Below are 21,219 nucleotides of genomic sequence, written 5' to 3' on the forward strand. Positions count from 1 at the left end.
CTTGCATTCGCCGTGACCAGGTCTTTCGACACGATCTTCGACGTTCATCCCGCCCGACTCGAGTCGCGACGGATCACGTCTCAGTCAAGGCAACCCGATCAGTATGCCGTAGCGGACCCGAGAGTTCAAATCGCACCCCCAGCCACGCTCACCGACAAGCCCGAGGTCAGCCCATGTCGCCCACCCGAATCGCCGTCCAGTATCTTACCGACAAGTAAGGTTGCGTTGCATGACGCCCGCGACCGCCACCTACCGCAGCTGGCAACGACTGCCCGCCAACCGATTCGGCCGCGCACTGTTCTCGATCGGCATGTGCGCCCGTGTCCCCTACTTCGCGACCGTGCTGCCGAGTGTGGAGCAGTTGGCGCCCCGACTGTGCGTGATCTCCGCCCCCAAATGGTGGGGAGTCCACAACCACATCAAGACCTTCCACGCGATCGCCGCCTGCAATCTCGCAGAGGCCGCGATGGGGATGCTGGCCGAGGCGACCGTGCCGACCACGCATCGCTGGATCCCCAAAGCGATGAACGTCCGATACCTCGCGAAGGCGCAGTCACGGCTTCGCGCGACCGCGATGCTGCCCGAAATACCGGACTTCCCGACGATCACCAGCGGCGCCGAACTGGCGATCCCCATCACGATCACCGACCGGGGCGGTGTCGAGGTCGTCCACGCCGACATCACCGTGTGGGTGACCCCTGCCTGAGCGCGACAGGCTGAGCGCGACAGCCTGGGCGAGACGGGGCGGTCGGAGATGCCGGCCGAGGTGGGCCACCCGATATATTCGGCCGGATCAGTTGTTGCATGCGTCACAGCGGCCGGTTCGGATCGCGAACCCGATGTGGTGGCTGCAGACGACAGCGGGATTCCTGTCCCGTGAAGGAGTGCTCATGACCCCGTCCGCCGCCTCTCGCCCCAGTTCTGCCCGCGCGTTGCGTCGCCGTCCGCAGCTCTCCGACGATGTCGCGGTGCACGTGCGAAACCTGATCATGTCGGGCGGCGTGCGGCCCGGGGACTACATCCGTCTGGACGAGACCGCCGCCGAGCTGGGAGTCAGTGTCACCCCGGTTCGCGAAGCGCTGCTCACGCTGCGCGGCGAGGGCCTCGTGGAACTGGTCCCCCACCGCGGGTACGTCGTCGCCCCACTCAGTCGCGACGACGTCAACGACCTCTTCTGGCTGCAGGGGCGGATCGCCGAAGAACTGGCGATTCGGGCCACCGCGCTGGTCGACGACGACGCCCTCGCGGAACTCGGGGCGATGAACGAGCAGTTGCGACGTGCCGTCGAGCTCGGTGATGCCGACCGCATCGAGGAGCTCGAGTTCGGCTTCCACCGAATTCTCAATCGACTCGCGGGAGCACGGAAGTTGTCGTGGTTCCTCCTCAATGCGACGCGCTACACCCTGGTGCACTTCTATTCATCGGACCTGGACTGGGGCCACGAAGCGGTGGCGAGTCACACACGTCTGCTGTCGGCCCTCGCCGCGCGTGACACCGTGGCCGTGGCGACGGAGACCCGCGCCCACTTCGAGGATGGTGCAAAACGCCTGGTGCGACACCTGGAGACCGTCGGAATCTGGGACTGACCAAACAAACGACCGACCCGGAAATCGCCGGATCGCGCGCGGCGGGACGGCGGTCGGGGCAAACCTCACAGAACGACCCGCGTCACACCGCCGGGTAACATTTGGCGGGAGCGGAGGGATTACACGTCGACGGATGGACGCGTGGACCCTGAGAGTGGTCACCCATCCGAACCCAGGTGAAACAGCGGAGTGTCGATGCCCATATTCCAGGACACAGCGGTGCTGGTCGACGATGTCCACAAATCCTTCGGCGATGTGAAGGCCTTGCGGGGCGTCAGTTTCCAGGCCGAGCGCGGGACTGTCCTGGGCATTCTCGGGCCCAACGGCGCCGGGAAGACCACGACGGTCAAGGTGCTGTCCACGCTCATCCGACCCGACAGCGGCCGCGCGATGGTCGCCGGTCACGACGTGGTCAGTCACGCCGCCGACGTCCGGCGCTCGATCATGATGACCGGCCAGTACGCCGCGCTCGACGAAACGTTGTCGGGCCGCGAGAACATCGAACTGTTCGGCCGGCTGATGGGGCTCGACCGCGCGTCGGCCCGGCAGCGCGCCCAGGCCCTGCTCACCGAGTTCGATCTCCTCGATGCCGGTAAGCGCGCGGTGCGGCACTACTCGGGCGGCATGCGACGCCGTATCGACATCGCCTGCGGTCTGGTGGTCCGCCCCGAGGTGGTGTTCCTCGACGAGCCGACCACCGGGCTCGACCCGCGCAGTCGACAAGGCGTGTGGTCGCTCGTCAGCTCGCTCAAGGCGCAGGGCATCACGGTATTGCTGACCACGCAGTATCTCGAGGAGGCCGACCTGCTCAGCGACAACATAATCGTCATCGATCGCGGCACCGTGATCGCGGAGGGCACCGCCGACCAACTGAAGGCGCGGACCGGCGGCAGCTACTGCGAGATCGTCCCGCTCGATCCGCAGCAACTGCCATGGGCCGTGCACGCGCTCGGCAACCTCGTTCCGATCGAGATCCGGGCCGAGATCTCCGAGGGGAGCGATCGGGTTGCGATTCCGGCGCCCGACGGGGCCGGCACGCTGTCAGAGGCGCTGCGGCGACTCGACGCCGCGGGAATCGAACTGGCCGACATCGCGTTGCGTCGCCCCTCCCTCGACGACGTCTTCCTGTCGTTGACCGGTCACTCCGCACCGGAGAAGCAGCCATGACGACCTCGGCGAAGAGCGCCGCGAATAGTCTCTCGGTGTCCGCGGCGTCGAAACAGGCCGCGCTGAGTGTGCCCGCGAAGAGGATCGGCTCGCACCGACGTCCGGACCCCAACGCATTCCAGCAGTGGATGGCGCTGACCGGCCGCACCCTCAAGACAATGGTGAAGACGGGTGAACTCGCGGTCGCCATCGTTGCACCGCTGATCTTCACCATCGGTTTCTATCTGCCTCTGCGGTTCGTCATGAAACTGCAGGGCATCGACTACGCGCAGTTCCTGATGCCGATCATCGTGTTGCAGGCGATGGCCTTCACCGCGATCTCGGCGTCGCAGCTGGCGTCGGTCGAGGCGCTGCACGGTCTGACGACCAGGCTCAAGACGATGCCGGTGTCGGGTCCGGTTCCCTTGCTGTCCCGCATGACCAGTGCGCTGGTCAGGTCGACGATCGCGCTCGCGGCGGCACTCGCATACGGCTATGCGATCGGGTTCCGGTTCAGTGCGGGATTCGCCCCGGCAGTTCTCTTCTGCGTGATGGCCCTCGCCATCAGCCTCGCCCTGTCACTCGGGGCCGACGCGATCGGCACGCTCTCGAAGTCTCCCGAGGCGACCGCGCAGGCACTCGCCCTTCCGCAGCTGATCCTGGGCATGCTGTCGTGTGGTTTCGTGCCGGAGTCCGGGTTCCCCGAGTGGATCCGGCCGTTCGTCCGAAATCAACCGATCTCCCAGTTCTCCTACGCCATGCGCGACATGGCCGAGGGCGGGCTGTCGGCATCGACGTTGTTCCCCGCAACCGCATGGTGCGTCGGATTGGCCGCGGTGTTCGCACCGCTCGCCTGGTGGGCAAGTATGAGGCGCCAATGAGCGAGCACTCCCAGTCCACCCGGCCAGCCCGGTCCGCCCTGGTCTCGTCCGAACGCAGGGTCGACGAAGGCGGCTTCGACTTCCCGCTCCCCGTGAACGTGTGGGGCGAGAATTCGATGCAGGCGTTGTGGACGCACAGTCTGATCCAGTGCAAGCGACTGCTGACGCGGTGGGCACGCGACCCCTCCACGATGATCCAGGCGCTGCTGTATCCGGCTCTGACACTGATCATGTTCCGAGTCGTCATCGGCAACACCGTGACGGCCGCGACGGGCATGCCCGCCATCTACGGGCAGGTTCCGATGATCATCCTCGTCGGCGCGATGTTCGGCTCGATCGTGAGCGCCGTGGGTCTGCGTGGCGAACGAAAATCGGGTCTGCTGTCGCGGTTCTGGACGCTGCCGATCCACCGCGCCGCCGGCCTCGTCGGCCGCATGATGGCGGAGGCCGTCCGTGTTCTGGTGACGACCGTCGTCATCCTGGCAGTCGGGTTCGCCCTCGGGTTCCGGATGACGCAGGGCTTCCTCCCGAGCATCATGCTGCTGGTGATCCCGGTGATCTTCGGCATGGGCTTCGCAATGATGGTCACCGCGTTGGCCACGGTGGCCGGCGACGCCCCCCTCGTCGAGTTGGTGTCGATCGCCTGCACACTGCTGATGTTCTTCAACTCCGGGTTCGTCCCGGTGATGGCCTATCCGACATGGCTTCAGCCCGTGGTCGCGGCCCAGCCGATGTCGTGTGCAATCGACGCCATGCGTGGTCTCGCGGTCGGCGGCCCCATCCTCGAACCGGTGTTGCAGACGCTGGCATGGTCGTTCGGGATGATGGCCGTGTTCATCTACCCGGCGATCCGCGGCTACCGGCGCGCTGCTGCCACCGGCTGACGTCGAAGACGGGCCCGAAGATCGGGCCGAAAACTAGCCGAAGACGAGCCGAAGACGAGCCGCTGAATCGGTTCTGTCCCGGCGCCTCCGGAACACCCCCGATTGTTCATCCGAATACCAGGGTGAATGCCCTTTTCGTCTGATATCAATTCAGCGAATCACTGCCCGTCCGCAGGTTTACAGGAGCACAAGAATGGCCCTTCGGCAACGCTCGGTGGCGAGAGTCCTCGCCACCACGGCAGCGGTCTTTCTCGGCGCAATGGGGCTTCACCCGGCCGCCGCGACCGCCGAGCCTGCTCCGGGCAGCCTCGTCCTACCGTCGGCGGCCCCCGCCGCGCGCTCGCTGACACCACCCGACGCCGCGCCGGAGGGCGCCAACGACTGGTCGTGCCGCCCGAGCACGCAACACCCCCGGCCGGTGGTCCTGGTGCACGGCACCGGCATGAGCATGCTGCAGAGCTGGAATGTGATCTCGCCGGCGCTGCGGAACGCGGGCTACTGCGTCTACGCACTGAACTACGGCGCCGCGGCGCATTCGTGGGGCACCGGCGACATCCGCGGTTCCGCCCGCGAACTCGCATCGTTCGTGGACACGGTCCGTACTCGCACCGGATCGGCCCAGGTCGACATCGTCGGCCACTCCCAGGGCGGAACCATGGCGCGCCAGTACCTGCGTTTCGAGGGCGGGGCCGACCAGGTCGATCCGTCGCGCAACAAGGTGCGCCACCTCGTGATGCTCGGCCCGACCAATCACGGCACCACGTTCAACGGGATGCAGGACCTCTACTCGGTGTTCACGTCGCTCCGGATCACCGACGAACCGACCAATCAGAAGATCGTCGAGTTCGCATTCGGCCTGGCGTCGTACCAGCAGCTGATCGGATCCGATTTCCTGACCCAGCTCAACACCGGTCGTGAGAGCTTCCCAGGTATCGACTACACGGTGATCGCCTCCCGCAGCGACGACATCGTCACTCCCCCCGAGGGGGCTTTCCTCGCAGCGGATCCGGGAACCTCGGTGCGCAACGAGTGGATCCAGGACACCTGCCCGGGCGCGGCAGTCTCGCATGTGGGCCTACTGAACGACCCCCGCTCGGTCTTCCGGGTGCAGAGCGCCCTCGACCCGACCTACGGGGCGCGCAGCGCGGCGCCCTGCTGACAAGGCCTTCCCCCGCCACATCGAGCAGTGCCGAGAAGTAAGGGCCCTCCCCGGCCGCGAGGTCCGGGGAGGGGCCCTGTGCGTCGGCCCGCGTCAGGACTGCAGGCGTCGGTTCAGGATCGGGCCGATCACGTCGATCGCCTCGGGGGTCGTCATGTCCCAGTGGGTGACCGGAACCGCCACCACCTCCACCTCACCCTCGACGACCTCGCGCCACGCATCGGCGCCGCGGGAACCGTCGAGATCCGCGCTGAAGTAGAGCAGGCTCCCGTCGAACCGGGCGGTCGGCCGGTAGGACGCGGCCACCGCGGAGGCGTGGACCACACCGGAGACGATGCGGTCCATCTGCTCGGCGGTGAAGTCACCGATCGGGGCGAGCATCTCGCGCAGCATCTCCACCGCGGTCTCCTGATCGAGATCGTCCAGGGACCGGGTCTCCCCCGTCTCCGCGACGAGACCGCCGAGCATGTCGGCGAGCGACGGCGCGGGCCCGGCGACGGATGCAGCCGTCTCGTCCGCGACGTGGCTGTCCAGCATCACGAGCGTGCGAACCTCCTCGCCGACAGCGGCCAGTTGCACCGCCATCGCATGCGCGATCGCGCCGCCCATCGACCATCCCAACAAGTGGTACGGACCGTTCGGCTGGATCCGGCGAATCTGGTCGATGTACAGCGCCGCCCAGTCCTCGATCGACGCGGGAAGCTCACCTCCGTCGCCGAGCGCAGGTGACTGCAGCCCGTAGATCGGACGATCCGAATCGACGTTCGCGGCGAGGCCGGCGAAGCCCCACGACAGTCCCGTCACCGGATGGACGCAGAAGAGCGGGCTCTCGTCTCCACGCGACCGCAGCGGGAGAACGACGCCGAGCCCGCGCTCGGTGTCCGGCGTCGAGTAGGTGGCCTCGATCCGGTCGGCGAGTGCCCCCACGGTGGAATCCTCGAACAGCCAGTGCAACTGGGGTTGCGCGCCGAACGCCTTCCGAAGCCTGGCGATCATCCTCACCGCGATCAGCGAGTTGCCGCCGAGGGCGAAGAAGTCGTCGTCCAGACCCACCTGCTCCACACGGAGGACGTCGGCGAACACACCCGCGACGATCTCCTCCACCGGCGTGGCCGGTGCCCGGAACACCGTGGCCTCGAAGGTCGGTTCCGGCAGGGCCAGGCGATCGAGCTTGCCCGACGCACCCAGCGGGAACTCGTCGAGGACCACGAACGCTGCCGGCACCATGTACGACGCCAGCGACGTCGACAGCTCGGATCTCACCGCATCGGTGTCGACCACCGCGTCGACCGCCGGGACCACGTAGGCGACGAGTTGCTCGCTCTTCACCAGGACCACAGCCTGTGCGATGGTCTGCCGGTCGAGAAGCGCCGCCTCGATCTCGCCGAGCTCGATCCGCAGACCGCGCAGTTTCACCTGGAAGTCGGTGCGGCCCAGGTACTCGAGCTCGCCCGAGGCATTCCACTTCACGAGGTCGCCCGTGCGATACATCCGTGCACCGTTGTCCCCGAACGGGTTCGCCACGAATCGCTCCGCGGTGAGGTCACCGCGGCCGAAGTAGCCGCGCGCCACCTGAGCACCCGCCAGGTACAGCTCGCCTGCGACGCCGGCGGAAACCGGTTTCAGACGCGAATCCAACACGTAGGCCCGTGTGTTCCACACCGGCGCACCGATCGGCACACCCGCCACGTCGTCCGTGGTCACGGCGTGACGCGCCGCCTGCACCGTCACCTCGGTCGGGCCGTACAGGTTGTGCACCGCAGCACCACTGACGCGACGGAGCCGCTCCACAGTGCCGGCGGTGAGCGCCTCGCCACCACAGAACACCCGGGTCAACGCGACGGGCCGGCCGTCGAGTTCGTCGGCGACCACCGCCAGCATCGACGGCACGAACTGCACCACCGTCACCGACTGCTCTGCGATCGTCGTCGCCAGGTACACCGGATCACGATGGCCATCCGGTGCGGCGACGATCAGCTGCGCTCCGACCTGCAACGGCCAGAACAACTCCCACACCGACGCATCGAACGTCGCGGGCGTCTTCAGCAGCACCCGATCCGACGAGCTCAACTCGTACTCGGACTGCATCCACCGCAACTGGTTGACGACCGAGCCGTGCGAGACCGCCACGCCCTTCGGCCGACCCGTCGAACCCGACGTGAAGATCACATACGCCACGTTCTCCGAACGCAGCGGAGCGATCCGATCGGTATCGGTGACCGGCGCGTCCGAGAACGTCGACAGGTCCAGTGTGCTCAGGTCCGTGACGTTCGCCAGAGTGGTCGCGAAACCGTCACGAGACGTGGTCAGCACCAACGCGGGTTCGGCCAGCCGGAGAACGTAGTCGTTGCGATCGGCGGGCTGGTCCGGATCCACCGGCACATATCCACCACCCGCGGCGAGCACCGCGTACATGCCGACCAGCAGATCCAGTGAACGACGCATACCGAGGCCGACGAGAACGTCCGGGCCCACACCCTGCGCAATCAACAACCGCGCCAGGCGATGCACCCGGGCCGCGAACTCGCCGTACGACAGCGACTCGCCCGCGCACACCACGGCCACCGCGTCCGGCGTCGATGCGACCTGCGCGTCGAACAACTCGAGCAGCGTGGCGTCCGGCACCGGGTGATCGGTGGAATTCCATTCGACGAGCACCCGATCCCGCTCGGCACCGTCGAGCAGTTCGATCTCACCGACCGGCAGCGACGGGTCTGCCGTCACCGACTCGAGTACCCGCACGAACCTTTCCCCGAACCGGACCATGGTCGGCTCGTCGAACAGGTCCGTCGCATAGCTCAGCTCCACCGACAACGCCGAATCAGCCTGGCCCGGAGCCGTTTCGCTGAGCGTCACCGACAGGTCGAACTTCGCGGAAACGGCGTCGAACGGAAGCTCCGCGATCGACAGCTCGCCGGTACTGATCTGCGCACGCGACATGTTCTGGAACGCGAGCATCACCTGGAACAGCGGGTGGCGCCGCTGCGACCGCTCGGGGTTCAACACCTCGACGAGCCGCTCGAACGGCACATCGGCGTTCCCGAATGCCGCCAGGTCGTTCTCCCGCACCGATGCCAGCAGATCAGCGAACGACCGGCCGCCGTCGACCTCGGTCCGGAGCACGAGCGTGTTGACGAACATGCCCACCAGGTCGTCCAGCGCCCGCTCACCACGACCGGCGACCGGCGTGCCGATCGCGATGTCGCAGGTGCCGCTCAGTCGAGCCAGCAACACCGACAACGCGGCGTGGACCACCATGAACGGCGTCGTGCCGCAGCGCCGTGCCAACTCGGTCACCCCGCGATGCAGACCGGCACCGATCTCGAAGCGGTGCAAGCGACCCGCACCGGACGCCACCGCTGGACGTGGACGGTCCGTCGGCAGATCCAACTGCTCGGGCAGACCCGACAGCGCCGTCTCCCAGTAGTCGACCTGACGCGAGATGATCGACTCCGGGTCGTCCTCGGAACCGAGGACCTCACGCTGCCACAGCGCGTAGTCCGCGTACTGAACCTCGAGCGGCGCCCACGCCGGTACGTCACCCGTAGAGCGGGCGAGGTACGCGGACACCACATCTCGGGTGAGGGGTCCGAGTGACCAGCCGTCCGCGCTGATGTGATGGATGACGAACACGAGCACGTGGTCGACCGGGGACAGCGCGAACAGGCGAACCCGCAGCGGGACCTCGCTCGTCACGTCGAAGCCGGTGGACACCAGTTCGGTCACGGCGGCCAGGACCTGCGCGTCCTCGATCGCAACGGGCGCGAGGTCGAGATCCACCTGCGACGGGGACAGGACCTGCTGGTAGGCAACACCGTCCTGCCCGGGGAACACGGTTCGCAGCGCCTCGTGCCGGGCGACGACGTCCCGCACCGCATGCTGCAGCGCCGGCAGGTCCAACGAACCCGACAGCCGCACCGCGACCGGAATGTTGTTGACGGCGGATGCCGGATCGAACTGGTTCAGGAACCACATCCGCTGCTGCGCCAGTGACAGCGGAATCCGCTCCGGCCGCGGGGAAGCCGTGAGCGGCCGACGGGTTCGATCCTGGGTCAGCGAACCCACCGCCGCCGCGAGGCGCTCGACGGTCGACGCCTCGAACATCACGCGCACGGGCACCCGGGTGTCGAGGGCGGAGCCCAGCCGGGACACCACCTGGGTTGCGATCAGCGAGTTGCCGCCCAGTTCGAAGAAGTCGTCGTCGAGACCGACGCGGTCGACACCGAGGACCTCGGACAGCACGATCGCCACGGTCTGTTCGATCGGGGTGACCGGTGCCCGGAACTGCCGGGCCTCGAGAACCGGTGCCGGCAGCGCCTTGCGGTCGATCTTGCCGTTGAGGTTGAGCGGCAGCGCCTCGAGTCCGACGAAGGCGGAGGGCACCATGTACGACGGGAGTGACTGCGACAGTTCCGATTCGAGCGCAGCAGCATCCAAGGTCGCGAAGTCCGTCGGGACCACGTAGGCCACGAGCCGGTCACCCACCCGGGCGTCGGCCCACACCGTGACCGCCGCGTCCTTCACGCGGTCCGACGACCGCAGCGCGGCCTCGATCTCACCCAGCTCGATGCGGAAGCCGCGCACCTTGACCTGGAAGTCGGCTCGTCCCACGTAGTCGAGCGTGCCGTCGGTGCGCCACGCGACGACGTCGCCGGTGCGGTACATCCGCTCCCCCGCCGGCCCGTACGGGTCGGCGACGAAACGGTCGGCCGTCAGCGCCGGACGGCCGAAGTAGCCTCGGGCCAATTGCGCACCGGCGAGGTACAGCTCGCCGGGCACACCGACCGGGACGGGGCGGAGCCGATCGTCGAGGACGAGCAAGCGCGTGTTCCATTCCGGGCCGCCGATGGGCACCGCGGATCCGTCGGTGTCCTCGACGCGCTGCGCCGTGACCGACACCGCGGCCTCGGTGGGACCGTAGAGGTTGAACAGGTCTGCGGTTCCCGCGGATGCGAAGCGCGCCGCGGTGTCGGCAGGCAGCACCTCACCGATCGCGAGGACCCGGCGCAGCGACTCGGGAAGCCGGTCCCCGGATTCGACGAGCAGCGCCTGCAACATCGACGGCACGACGTGCAGCGTGGTGACGGACTCGCTGCGCATCAGTGCGTTGAGATAGCCGGGATCGCGGTGGCCGTCTGCCGTGGCGACGACGAGCCGTCCGCCGGACGTCAGCGCGGACCAGAACTCCCACACCGACAGGTCGAACGTGGCCGCGGTCTTGAGCAGCGCGGCGTCCGACGAGTCGAGACCGTACTCGGCACGCTTCCATTCGAGCTGGTTGACGATCGCGGCGTGGCTGACGGCGACGCCCTTCGGCCGTCCCGTCGAACCGGACGTGAAGATTACGTACGCGGTGTTGGTCGGTCGCAGCGGCGACGTGCGCTCGTCACCGACGATCGGGCCTGCGTCGAACTCTGCGCCGTCGAACGTGTCGACGTGCAGCACCGGGATGTGCGCGGCGACCTCGACACCCTCTCGGGTGGTGGACAGCACGCAGGCGGGCTGCGCCGTGTCGAGAATGTAGGCCGTGCGGTCCGCGGGATGGTCCGGATCGATCGGTACGTACGCGCCACCGGCCTTCGCGACGGCGTACATGCCGACGAGCAGCTCCACCGACCGCCGCATCGCCAGCGCGACACGAGATTCCGGTCCGACGCCCATCTCGATGAGACGGCGGGCCAGGCGGTTCACCCGTGCGTCGAACTCCGCGTACGAGAGTCGTTCGGCCGCAGCCACGATCGCCGGCGCGTCCGGAGCATCGGCGACCTGCGTGTCGAAGAGATCGACCAACGTGAGGTCCGCACCGACAGGACGCTGCGTCGTGTTCCACCGTCCGAGCACCTGCTCACGCTCGTCGGTGTCGATCATTTCGAGGTCACCGACCGGCGCCGACGAATTCGTGACCACGGCCCGAAGGATGCGCGCATACATCTGCGCGAAACGCCGGGCGGTGGTCTCGGTGAACAGATCGGTCGCGTACGTGAACTGGACGGTGAAGTCCGCCGGGTTCCCGTCCTCGTCGGTGCTGTCGACGATGGTCACGTGCAGGTCGAACTTTGCGAGATCGGAGTCGATCTCGAGCGGCGCGATCTCGAGATCGGGCAGGGCGAGCGACCCGATCCGCATGTTCTGGAACGAGAATCCGACCTGGAACAGCGGATGCCTGGCCGTGGACCGGACCGGGTTGAGGACCTCCACCAGCCGCTCGAACGGCAGGTCGTCGTGAGCGTATGCGTCCAGATCCGAGCCGCGCACCCGCGCCAACAGATCCACGAAGGTCTCCGCGGGATCCACCTGGACCCGCAGTGCCAGCGTGTTGACGAACATGCCGATGAGATCGTCGAGAGCGGCATCGCCGCGGCCTGCGATCGGGGTGCCGACCACGATGTCCTGCGACCGCGACAGTCGTGCGAGGAGCACCGCGAGCGCGGCATGCATGACCATGAACGAGCTGGCGTTGTGTGCCCGCCCGAGCTCGACGAGGCCGCGGTGGGTCTGTGCGTCGACCTCGGCGCCGACCGTCGCGCCGGCATACGTCTGCTGCGCGGGCCGCGGATGATCCGTCGGGAGATCGAGCTGATCGGGAATGCCGGCGAGGCGACCGCGCCAGAATGCGATCTGCTGGGCGATGACGGACGTCGGGTCGTCCTCGTCACCGAGCGAATCATGCTGCCACAGAGCGTAGTCCGCGTACTGGATGTCCAGCGGCGCCCAGGTCCGGGCCGTCGCCGCCGACCGCGCGGTGTAGGCCGTCATCACGTCGCGGATCAGCGGACCCATCGAGACGCCGTCGGCAGAGATGTGGTGCACCACGACGACGAGCACGTACTCGGACGGAGACAACTCGAACAGCCGGATGCGCAGGGGCACCTCGGCGGTGACATCGAAACTGGTCGATGCGATCGCGACCACGCGGTCACGCACGTCGTCGGCGGTGACCCGCTCGGGACCGAAGTCCCACCCCGACAGCGCCTCCTCGACCGGGAGCACCACCTGATAGCCGACGCCGGCCTCCTCCGGGTACCGGGTACGCAGCGATTCGTGCCGGCTCACCACGTCCACGACCGCCGAACGCAGCGCATCGACGTTCAGGTTGCCGGACAGGCGGACCGCCGTGGGGATGTTGTCGGCCGCCGATCCGGGCTCGAGCCGGTTGAGGAACCACATACGCCGCTGCGCGAGGGAGAGCGGGATGCGGTCGGGCCGAGGCTGCGGCGAGAGAGCCTTGCGGCCGCCGCCGGACTGCGAACCCAGTCGGGCGGCGAGGGTCTCCACCGTCGAGGCCTCGAACAGTTCCCGCACCGGTACACGGGTCTCGAGCACCGCACCGAGACGTGACACCAACTGCGTGGCGACGAGCGAGTTGCCGCCGAGGTCGAAGAAGTCGTCGTCGAGCCCGACCGGATGGACGCCGAGGACGTCGGCGAAGGCGTCCGCGACGAGCACCTGCGCACGGGTCACCGGCGCGCGGAATGCCTTGGCCTCGAAGACCGGTTCCGGCAGCGCCTGCCGGTCCAACTTGCCCACCGCGGTCAACGGAACCTCGTCGAGGATGACGATGGACGCCGGGACCATGTACGACGGCAACAGCGATTCCACGTGCCGCGTCATCGTGTCGGTGTCGACACCGTCGTCTGCGAGGACGTAGGACACGAGCGCCGTCTGCCCGGAAGGCATCCGATGCCCGACGGTGGTCGCGAACGACACGCCCGGGCAGTCGGTGAGCGCCGAGTCGATCTCGCCGAGTTCGATGCGGAACCCGCGTACCTTGACCTGGAAGTCGGACCGGCCGACGTACTCGATCGACAGGTCGGTGGCATCCCCCGTCGCTCCGCTCGCCGAGACACCCCCCGTCGCTCCGCTCGCCGAGACACCCCCCGTCGCTCCGCTCGCCGATGCGGTCCACCGCACGACGTCGCCGGTGCGGTACATCCGCTCACCGGCCTCCCCGAACGGGTTCGCGACGAAGCGGTCCGCCGTGAGCGCCGGACGGCCGTGGTAGCCGCGCGCGAGAGCACCGCCCGACAGATAGAGCTCACCCGCGACACCCACCGGGACGGGCCGCAGTCGGGTGTCGAGGATCAGCGCCCCGACCCCGGGTACCGGTCCGCCGACCGTGATCGGCTTGCCCGCGAACAGCTCGCCACGGGTCGACACGATCGTCGTCTCGGTGGGCCCGTATGCGTTGAAGAACTGCCGATCCGGCGCCCAGCGTCCCACCAGTTCCGTGGTCGACGCGTCACCGCCGACCGACAGCAGGCGCAGGTCGTCGAGACCCGCGGGGTCCATCGATCCGAGCACGGCCGGGGTGATGATCGAGACGGTCACACGGCGCTGCGCCAGGAGCGCGTGCAGTTCCTCGCCGCCGAGTATCGACGGCGGAACCACCACCAGCTCCGCGCCGGCAGCAGCGGCCAGCGCCCATTCGAACACCGACGGATCGAAGCTGGGCGAGCAGATGTGCAGCACGCGATCGGAGGCATCCACGTCGTACAGCTCGACGGACTGATCCACCAGGCCGGACAGCCCGCGGTGCGTCACGACGACGCCCTTCGGTTTGCCCGTCGATCCGGACGTGTAGATCACGTAGGCGGTGTGGTCCAGGCGCAGCGGACTCGTCCGGTCGGTGTCGCCGACGGGCGTCACCGCGCGGCCGGCGTCGGCCGCCGCGCGCTCGAGCTCACCCAGCGACCACCACGAGACGGCCTCGGGCAGGTCGTCGATTGCGTCCGCCGCCGCGATACCCAGTGCGGCAGCGGAGTCGGTGACCATGTGCTCGATGCGATCGTCGGGGTACGTCGGGTCCACCGGGACGAAGGCGGCGCCGGTCTTCGCGACGGCCCACACGCACAGCACCATCTCCCACGAACGCGGGAACGACAGCGCGACGACGCTCTCCGGACCGAGCCCGCGGGCGATCAGTTCACGGGCCAGCGCGCTCGACCGCTCGTCGAGGTCGCGATAGGTGAGCGTCGTGTCACCGCAACTCAGTGCGGGTGCCGCCGGGTTCGTGTCCACGTGGCGCCCGAGGATCTCGGTCAACGTCTCGCGGCAGGCCACGTCCGGTCCCGCGACGCGGGTCAGGGTGTCGAGTTCCGACGCGTCGAGCAGGATCGCGTCGGCCACTGCGGCCGACGGATCCGCGACCACCGATTCGAGCACCGCGCGGAAACGCCTGCCGACGGCCTGAATGGTCGGCTCGTCGAACAGGTCTGTCGCATAGGTCATCTCGACGGACAGGTCGGCGACCGTCACCTGCAGGTCGAACTTCGCGAGGGCGATGTCGAAGTCGACACCGGAGACCGTCAGTCCGGGCAGTTCGAGGGACTGCCGGGCCACCCCGCTCTGGAAGGCCAGTGCCACCTGGAACAGCGGGTGACGTGCCTGAGACCGCTCCGGGTCGAGGATCTCCACGAGCCGCTCGAACGGCACATCGGCGCGCTCGAACGCTGCCAGATCGGCGGATCGGACCTGCGCGAGGAGGTCGGCGAACGACTGTCCCCCGTCGACCTCGGTGCGTAGGACCAGCGTGTTGACGAACATGCCGATGAGGTCGTCCAGGGCCGCCTCGCCGCGGCCCGCGACCGGCGTGCCGACGGCAATGTCGGAGGTGCCGCCGAGCCGGGACAGCAGCACCGCGAGCGCGGCGTGGACCACCATGAACGGGGTCGCACCGTGCGCGCGGGCCACGCTGTCGATGCCGGCCTGCAGCTCGGCGCCGATCGAGAACCGATGCGTGGCACCGCTGTTGGAGGCCACTGCGGGTCGAGGTCGGTCCGACGGCAGATCGAGCTGGTCGGGCAGACCGGCCAGGGCCGTCTTCCAGTACTCGACCTGCTGCGAGATCACGGCGCCCGGATCGTCCTCGGAGCCGAGTACCTCACGCTGCCACAGCGCGTAGTCGGCGTACTGCACGTCGAGCGGAGCCCAACTCGGTGCCTGCCCCGCCGCGCGCGCCGCGTAGGCCGTCATCACGTCCCGGGTGAGCGGGCCCATCGACACGCCGTCCGATGCGATGTGGTGCAGCACCAGGACAAGAACGTGCTCGGTCGACGACAGGGCGAAAACCCGTGCACGGACCGGGAGTTCGGTGGTCAGGTCGAAGCCCGCCAGTGCCCAATCCTCGATCCGCGCGACGAGTGCGTCGTCGGTGAGCGGTTCGATCCCGAGGCCGAAGTCCACCTCGTCGGCGGACAGGATCGACTGGTGGCCCACCCCGTCCGTGTCGGGGAACACCGTGCGCAGCGACTCGTGCCGCGCCAGGACGTCCCGCACCGCTGCCTGCAGGGCCTCGGTGTCCAGCTCGCCGGACAGCCGGATCGCGAGCGGAATGTTGTTGACGGCGGACTCGGGATCGAGCCGGTTCAGGAACCACATGCGCTGCTGCGCGAGCGAGAGTGGGATCCGCTCGGGGCGCGGCCGCGCGGTGAGCGGGCGGCGTGAACCCGAACCCGTCAGCGCGGCAACGTGCGCGGCAAGCGCACCGACCGTCGACGCCTCGAACAGGGTCCGCACGGGCACCTGCGCATCGAGCGCGACACCCAGCCGCGACACCACCTGCGTACCCAGCAGCGAATTGCCACCGAGACCGAAGAAGTCGTCGTCCAGGCCCACCCGCTCGATCCCCAGAACCTCGGCGAACACGCCGGCCACGATCCCCTCGACCGGCGTCGTCGGGGCACGGAACGCCGTGGCCTCGAAACTCGGCTCCGGCAACGCCTTCCGATCCAGCTTGCCCGACACATTCAACGGGAACGCATCCAGCACCACGAACACCGCCGGCACCATGTACGACGCCAACGACGTCGCAAGTGTGGCCTTCACGACCTCGGTGTCGACCGTGCCACCCACAGTGGGGACGACATAGGCGACGAGCTGATCGTTCTTCACCAACACCACGGACTGCGCGATCGACTCCTGCGCCAGCAGTGCGGTCTCGATCTCCCCCAACTCGATCCGCAGACCACGCAACTTCACCTGGAAGTCCGTACGCCCGATGTACTCCAGCTCGCCCGACGCATTCCACTTCACCAGATCGCCCGTGCGATACATCCGCTCGCCGCCGTCACCGAACGGATTCGCCACGAACCGGTCCGACGTCAGATCCGCGCGCGAGACATACCCACGCGCCAACTGCACACCCGCCAGATACAGCTCACCCGGCACACCCACCGGCACCGGACGCAGCCGCGCATCGAGCACGAACACCTGCGTATTCCACACCGGCGCACCGATCGGCACACCCGCAGTGTCCGCCACCGTCACCTCGTGGAACGTCACATCCACCGCGGCCTCGGTCGGCCCGTACAGATTGTGCAACGAAGCCGACGAAATCGCCCGGAACCGCTCCGCCGTCCGAGCCGGCAGCGCCTCACCCGACGCGAACACCAGACGCAACGAATCCGCCCGGGACACAGACGATTCCGCATCACCGCTCGCTGACCACTCCGCCACGAACACCGACAACATCGACGGCACGAAATGCGCCACCGTCACACCACGATCGGCCATCACCCGCACCAGATAACCCGGATCCCGATGACCATCCGGCGCCGCCACCACCAGACGCGCACCCACCTGCAACGGCCAGAAGAACTCCCACACCGACACATCGAACGTGAACGGCGTCTTCTGCAACACCACATCGCCCGCAGTCAGCCCGTACTCGGCCTGCATCCACACCAGACGATTCACGATCGCGCCGTGCTCGACCGCCACACCCTTCGGCCGACCCGTCGACCCCGACGTGAAGATCACGTACGCTGTGTTCGAAACACGAAGGGCAGCAACCCGATCCGCATCCGTCACCGCCGCAGCCGAGAACCCGGATACATCCGCCTCGTCGAGATTCAGGATCCGGACGGACCCCTCCCCCGACGCCTCGAAACCGTCCCGCGACGTCGACAACACCAACACCGGGTCCGCTGTGCCCAGGATGTAGGCGTTTCGCTCGACCGGCTGATCCGGGTCCACCGGCACATACCCGCCACCGGCAGCCAGCACCGCGTACATCCCCACCAGCAGATCCAGCGAACGCCGCATCCCCAGACCCACCAACGAGTCCGGACCCACACCCTCCGAGATCAACAGGCGCGCCGTGCGATTCACCCGCGCAGCGAACTCCCCGTAACTCAGCGACTCGCCCTCGAACTCCAGCGCCGTCGCATCCGGAGTCCGCGCCACCTGCGCCTCGAACAGGTCGACCAGCGTCGCCCGCGGCACCTCGTGATCGGTGGCATTCCATGTGCCGAGTACCTGATCGCGCTCGGATGCGTCCAGCAATGCGACGTCGCCGACGACCGCTGCCGGATCCGTCACGACCGACTCGAGTATCCGCACGAACCGGTCCCCGAACGACGTCATCGTCGCGTCGTCGAACAGATCGGTCGCGTACGTCAGGGCCACGGAGTATCCGGACTCGTCGCCCGCCTCGAGCACCGTCACCTGAAGATCGAACTTGGCTGTGGCGGAGTCGAACTCGACCTCCGACACCGCGAGGTCACCGAGGGTGAGATCCGCACGCCCGAGATTCTGGAACGTCAGCATCACCTGGAACAGCGGATGGCGGCCCTGCGATCGCTCCGGATTCAGCACCTCGACCAACCGCTCGAACGGCACGTCGGCGTGGCCGAACGCCGCGAGGTCGGTACCGCGCACGCGAGAGAGCAACTGGTCGAACGACTGCGCGCCGTCGACCTCGGCCCGCAGGACCAGGGTGTTGACGAACATTCCGATCACGTCGTCGAGCACCTGCTCGCCGCGTCCGGCGACCGGCGTGCCGACCGCGATGTCGGTCGTGCCGCTCAGCCGTGCCAGCAGCACCGACAGGGCCGCGTGCACCACCATGAACGGGGTGGCGCCACGCTGCCGGGCCAGTTCGTCGATCGCCGTGGACAGATCCGCGTCGAGTTCGAACCGGTGGGTGGCACCGTGGTCGGACGCCACCGCGGGGCGCGGCCGGTCCGTCGGCAGATCCAACTGGTCGGGCAGCCCGGCGAGCGCCGTCCGCCAGTAGTCGACCTGCTGCGACAGCAGCGATTCCGGATCGTCGTCCGTGCCGAGGACGTCGCGCTGCCACAACGTGAAGTCGGGGTACTGCACCTCGAGCGGAGTCCAGGCCGGATCCGAACCGGCCGACCGTGCCGCGTACGCGAGCATGACGTCGCGCGTGAGCGGTCCGATCGAGAAGCCGTCGGCGGCAATGTGATGCACCACGAACACCAGCACGTGCTCGTTCTGCGACACCTCGAACAGCTGCGCCCGCACCGGGATGTCACGGGACAGATCGAAGCCGGCGCCGACCAGCGCACCGACGCGGTCGAGGATCGACTCGGCCGACACCGCCTCCACGGGAAGCAGTTCGCCGATCTCGCTCGATGCGCGGACCACCTGGTGCCCGACACCGTCGAAGTCCGGGAACACCGTGCGCAGCGACTCGTGGCGGTCCACGACGTCGGCCACGGCGGTCTGCAGCGCGGGCACGTCGAGGGTGCCCGACAGTCGGATAGCGACCGGAATGTTGTTGACCGTGGAGTCGGGCTCGAAACGGTTCAGGAACCACATCCGCTGCTGCGCGAGGGACAGCGGAATGCGTTCCGGCCGTGGACCGGCGACCAGAGCCTTGCGGGCCTCGCCGCCGACGGCATCGGCTACCTGGGCCGCGAGCGCCTCGACGGTGGACGCCTCGAACACTGCACGCACCGGAATCTGCGCGTCGACCGCGGCAGCCAACCTCGACACCACCTGCGTCGCGATCAGCGAGTTCCCGCCGAGTTCGAAGAAATCGTCGTCCAGCCCCACCTGCGGGACGTCGAGGACGTCGGCGAACACCGACGCGACGAGTTCCTCCGCCGGGGTGACCGGGGCCCGGAACTCGCGCGCCTCGAACACCGGCGCCGGCAGCGCCTGCCGATCGAGCTTGCCCACCGGCGTGAGAGGGATGTCATCGAGGACCATGACGGTCGACGGCACCATGTGCCGCGGCAGGGAACGTCCGACGAACTCGAGCAACGCCGCGGTGTCGATCTGGCGGCCGGAGACCGGACGCACGTAGGACACGAGAACCTTGCTGCCCGTGGTGGCTTCGTGCGCCACGGTGGCGGCGAAGTCCACATCGTCGTGCTCGGCCAGCGCGGCGTCGATCTCCCCCAGCTCGATGCGGAAGCCACGGATCTTGACCTGGAAGTCGGAGCGGCCGACGTACTCGATCTGCTGGTTCGCGTTCCACCGGACGACGTCGCCGGTGCGGTACATCCGGGTCCCGGGCTCACCGAACGGGCACGCGACGAATCGCTCCGCGGTGAGCGCGAACCGGTCGTGGTACCCGCGGGCGACGCCCGGGCCCTGCACGTAGAGCTCACCCGCGACGCCCACCGGGGTGGGCCGCAGCCGGTCGTCGAGCACCACGAGCGACATGCCCTGCGTGGGACCGCCGATCGTGATCGGTTCGCCGGGGACGAGCGGATCCGAGATCGCGGTCATGATCGTGGTCTCGGTGGGGCCGTAACCGTTGAAGAACCTGCGGCCGGATGTGGCCCAGCGCGTCACCAGATCGGGCGGGCACGCCTCGCCTCCGACGACGACGTCGAGGAAGGTATCCAGCCCCTCGGGGTTCACCGACGCGAGCGCCGCGGGGGTGACGAAGCCATGCGTGACGCGTTGCGTCGCAATCAGTTCGGCGAGATCGTCACCGCCGTACACCGTCGGGGGTGCGATCACCATCGTCGAACCGGCGCCCACGGACAGGAGTAGTTCGAGAACCGAGGCGTCGAAGCTGGGCGACGCGAAGTGCAGGGTACGGGCCTGTGCGGTGAGGTTGTAACGACGGACCTGTTCGGCGCAGAAGTCGCCCAGGCCGGCCTGTGTGACGACGACACCCTTCGGGCGGCCGGTCGAACCGGATGTGTAGATCACGTACGCCGGATCGGCGTCCGCCAGCACCCGGCTGCGGTCGGCGAAGGAGATCGGCTCCGGGGAATGCTCGGCCAGTACACGTTCGAGGTCGTCGCCGAGGACGAGCCATTCGACGGAGTCCGGGAGCGAATCGCGGGACTCGGCTGTCGTCAGTCCCACCACGACGCCCGAGTCGGTCACCATGTGCTCGACACGGTCGGCGGGATAGTTCGGATCGACGGGCACGAAGGCCGCACCCGACTTCGCGACACCCCACACGCACGACACCGACTCGATGGACCGCGGCACGGCCACCGCGACCGAGTCGCCGGGACCGATGCCCCGTTCGATCAGGACCCGGGCGAGACGCGAGGACCACGCGTCGAGGTCCTCGTAGGTGCGAGAGCGGTCGCCGCACACGAGGGCGGTGGCCGACGGGTCACGCTCGACAGCGGCCGCCAGCAGCTGCGGCAGCGTCGTCGAACGGGGACGGCTCCGGCGCGCCGGACGTTCCCGGCGCGGGCGCCTGGTGCGCTTGCGCTCGTCTCCGTCATTCCCGTGCAGCTCCCGACCCTGCTCGCTCATGCGTTCAGAACACCTCGTGCGTCGATCGCCGGCACCCGAAGACTCGGCTTCTGCCGACTCGGCATCTCACAACGCAGCACAGTGAC

General features: G+C 68.2%; 7 protein-coding genes. 6 read left to right on the top strand and 1 reads right to left on the bottom strand.

Translation table 11 applies throughout. The features are described 5' to 3' along the window. Positions 1–229 precede the first annotated feature (229 nt). The 6 genes from J2X34_RS00485 (at position 230) to J2X34_RS00510 (ending at position 5,656) form a co-directional block, all read left to right on the top strand. Positions 230–706, top strand: a complete 477-nt coding sequence (locus tag J2X34_RS00485; protein WP_429515841.1) for a hotdog fold domain-containing protein — start codon at positions 230–232, stop codon at positions 704–706. Between the two features lie 184 nt (positions 707–890). After that, the gene (locus J2X34_RS00490) at positions 891–1,586 is read left to right on the top strand and encodes a GntR family transcriptional regulator (RefSeq protein WP_429515843.1); all 696 of its coding nucleotides are present in this window, start codon (positions 891–893) and stop codon (positions 1,584–1,586) included. Between the two features lie 195 nt (positions 1,587–1,781). Next, complete coding sequence (locus J2X34_RS00495) at positions 1,782–2,753, top strand: ATP-binding cassette domain-containing protein (protein ID WP_114718993.1); 972 nt, start codon at positions 1,782–1,784, stop codon at positions 2,751–2,753. Continuing rightward, on the top strand, positions 2,750–3,613 hold the full coding sequence (locus J2X34_RS00500) for an ABC transporter permease (protein ID WP_114718842.1): 864 nt from the start codon (positions 2,750–2,752) through the stop codon (positions 3,611–3,613). Before J2X34_RS00495 ends, J2X34_RS00500 begins: the two co-directional genes overlap by 4 nt. Then, the gene (locus tag J2X34_RS00505; protein WP_114718841.1) at positions 3,610–4,497 is read left to right on the top strand and encodes an ABC transporter permease; all 888 of its coding nucleotides are present in this window, start codon (positions 3,610–3,612) and stop codon (positions 4,495–4,497) included. Before J2X34_RS00500 ends, J2X34_RS00505 begins: the two co-directional genes overlap by 4 nt. 193 nt (positions 4,498–4,690) lie before the next feature. After that, the gene (locus J2X34_RS00510; RefSeq protein WP_429515845.1) at positions 4,691–5,656 is read left to right on the top strand and encodes an esterase/lipase family protein; all 966 of its coding nucleotides are present in this window, start codon (positions 4,691–4,693) and stop codon (positions 5,654–5,656) included. Positions 5,657–5,749: 93 nt separating this feature from the next. Here J2X34_RS00510 and J2X34_RS00515 read toward each other — a convergent pair whose 3' ends face one another. Continuing rightward, on the bottom strand, positions 5,750–21,133 hold the full coding sequence (locus J2X34_RS00515) for a non-ribosomal peptide synthase/polyketide synthase (RefSeq protein ID WP_429515847.1): 15,384 nt from the start codon (positions 21,131–21,133) through the stop codon (positions 5,750–5,752). Between the last annotated feature and the right edge of the window lie 86 nt (positions 21,134–21,219).

The sequence above is a fragment of the Rhodococcus sp. BE178 genome, assembly GCF_050433545.1.
Lineage (GTDB): Bacteria > Actinomycetota > Actinomycetes > Mycobacteriales > Mycobacteriaceae > Prescottella.

What these genes read in the sequence shown, in the direction of transcription:
- J2X34_RS00485 (WP_429515841.1), top strand. Translation starts at nt 230, where the DNA reads ATGACGCCCGCGACCGCCACCTACCGCAGCTGGCAACGACTGCCCGCC.
- J2X34_RS00490 (WP_429515843.1), top strand. Translation starts at nt 891, where the DNA reads ATGACCCCGTCCGCCGCCTCTCGCCCCAGTTCTGCCCGCGCGTTGCGT.
- J2X34_RS00495 (WP_114718993.1), top strand. Translation starts at nt 1,782, where the DNA reads ATGCCCATATTCCAGGACACAGCGGTGCTGGTCGACGATGTCCACAAA.
- J2X34_RS00500 (WP_114718842.1), top strand. Translation starts at nt 2,750, where the DNA reads ATGACGACCTCGGCGAAGAGCGCCGCGAATAGTCTCTCGGTGTCCGCG.
- J2X34_RS00505 (WP_114718841.1), top strand. Translation starts at nt 3,610, where the DNA reads ATGAGCGAGCACTCCCAGTCCACCCGGCCAGCCCGGTCCGCCCTGGTC.
- J2X34_RS00510 (WP_429515845.1), top strand. Translation starts at nt 4,691, where the DNA reads ATGGCCCTTCGGCAACGCTCGGTGGCGAGAGTCCTCGCCACCACGGCA.
- J2X34_RS00515 (WP_429515847.1), bottom strand. Translation starts at nt 21,133, where the DNA reads ATGAGCGAGCAGGGTCGGGAGCTGCACGGGAATGACGGAGACGAGCGC.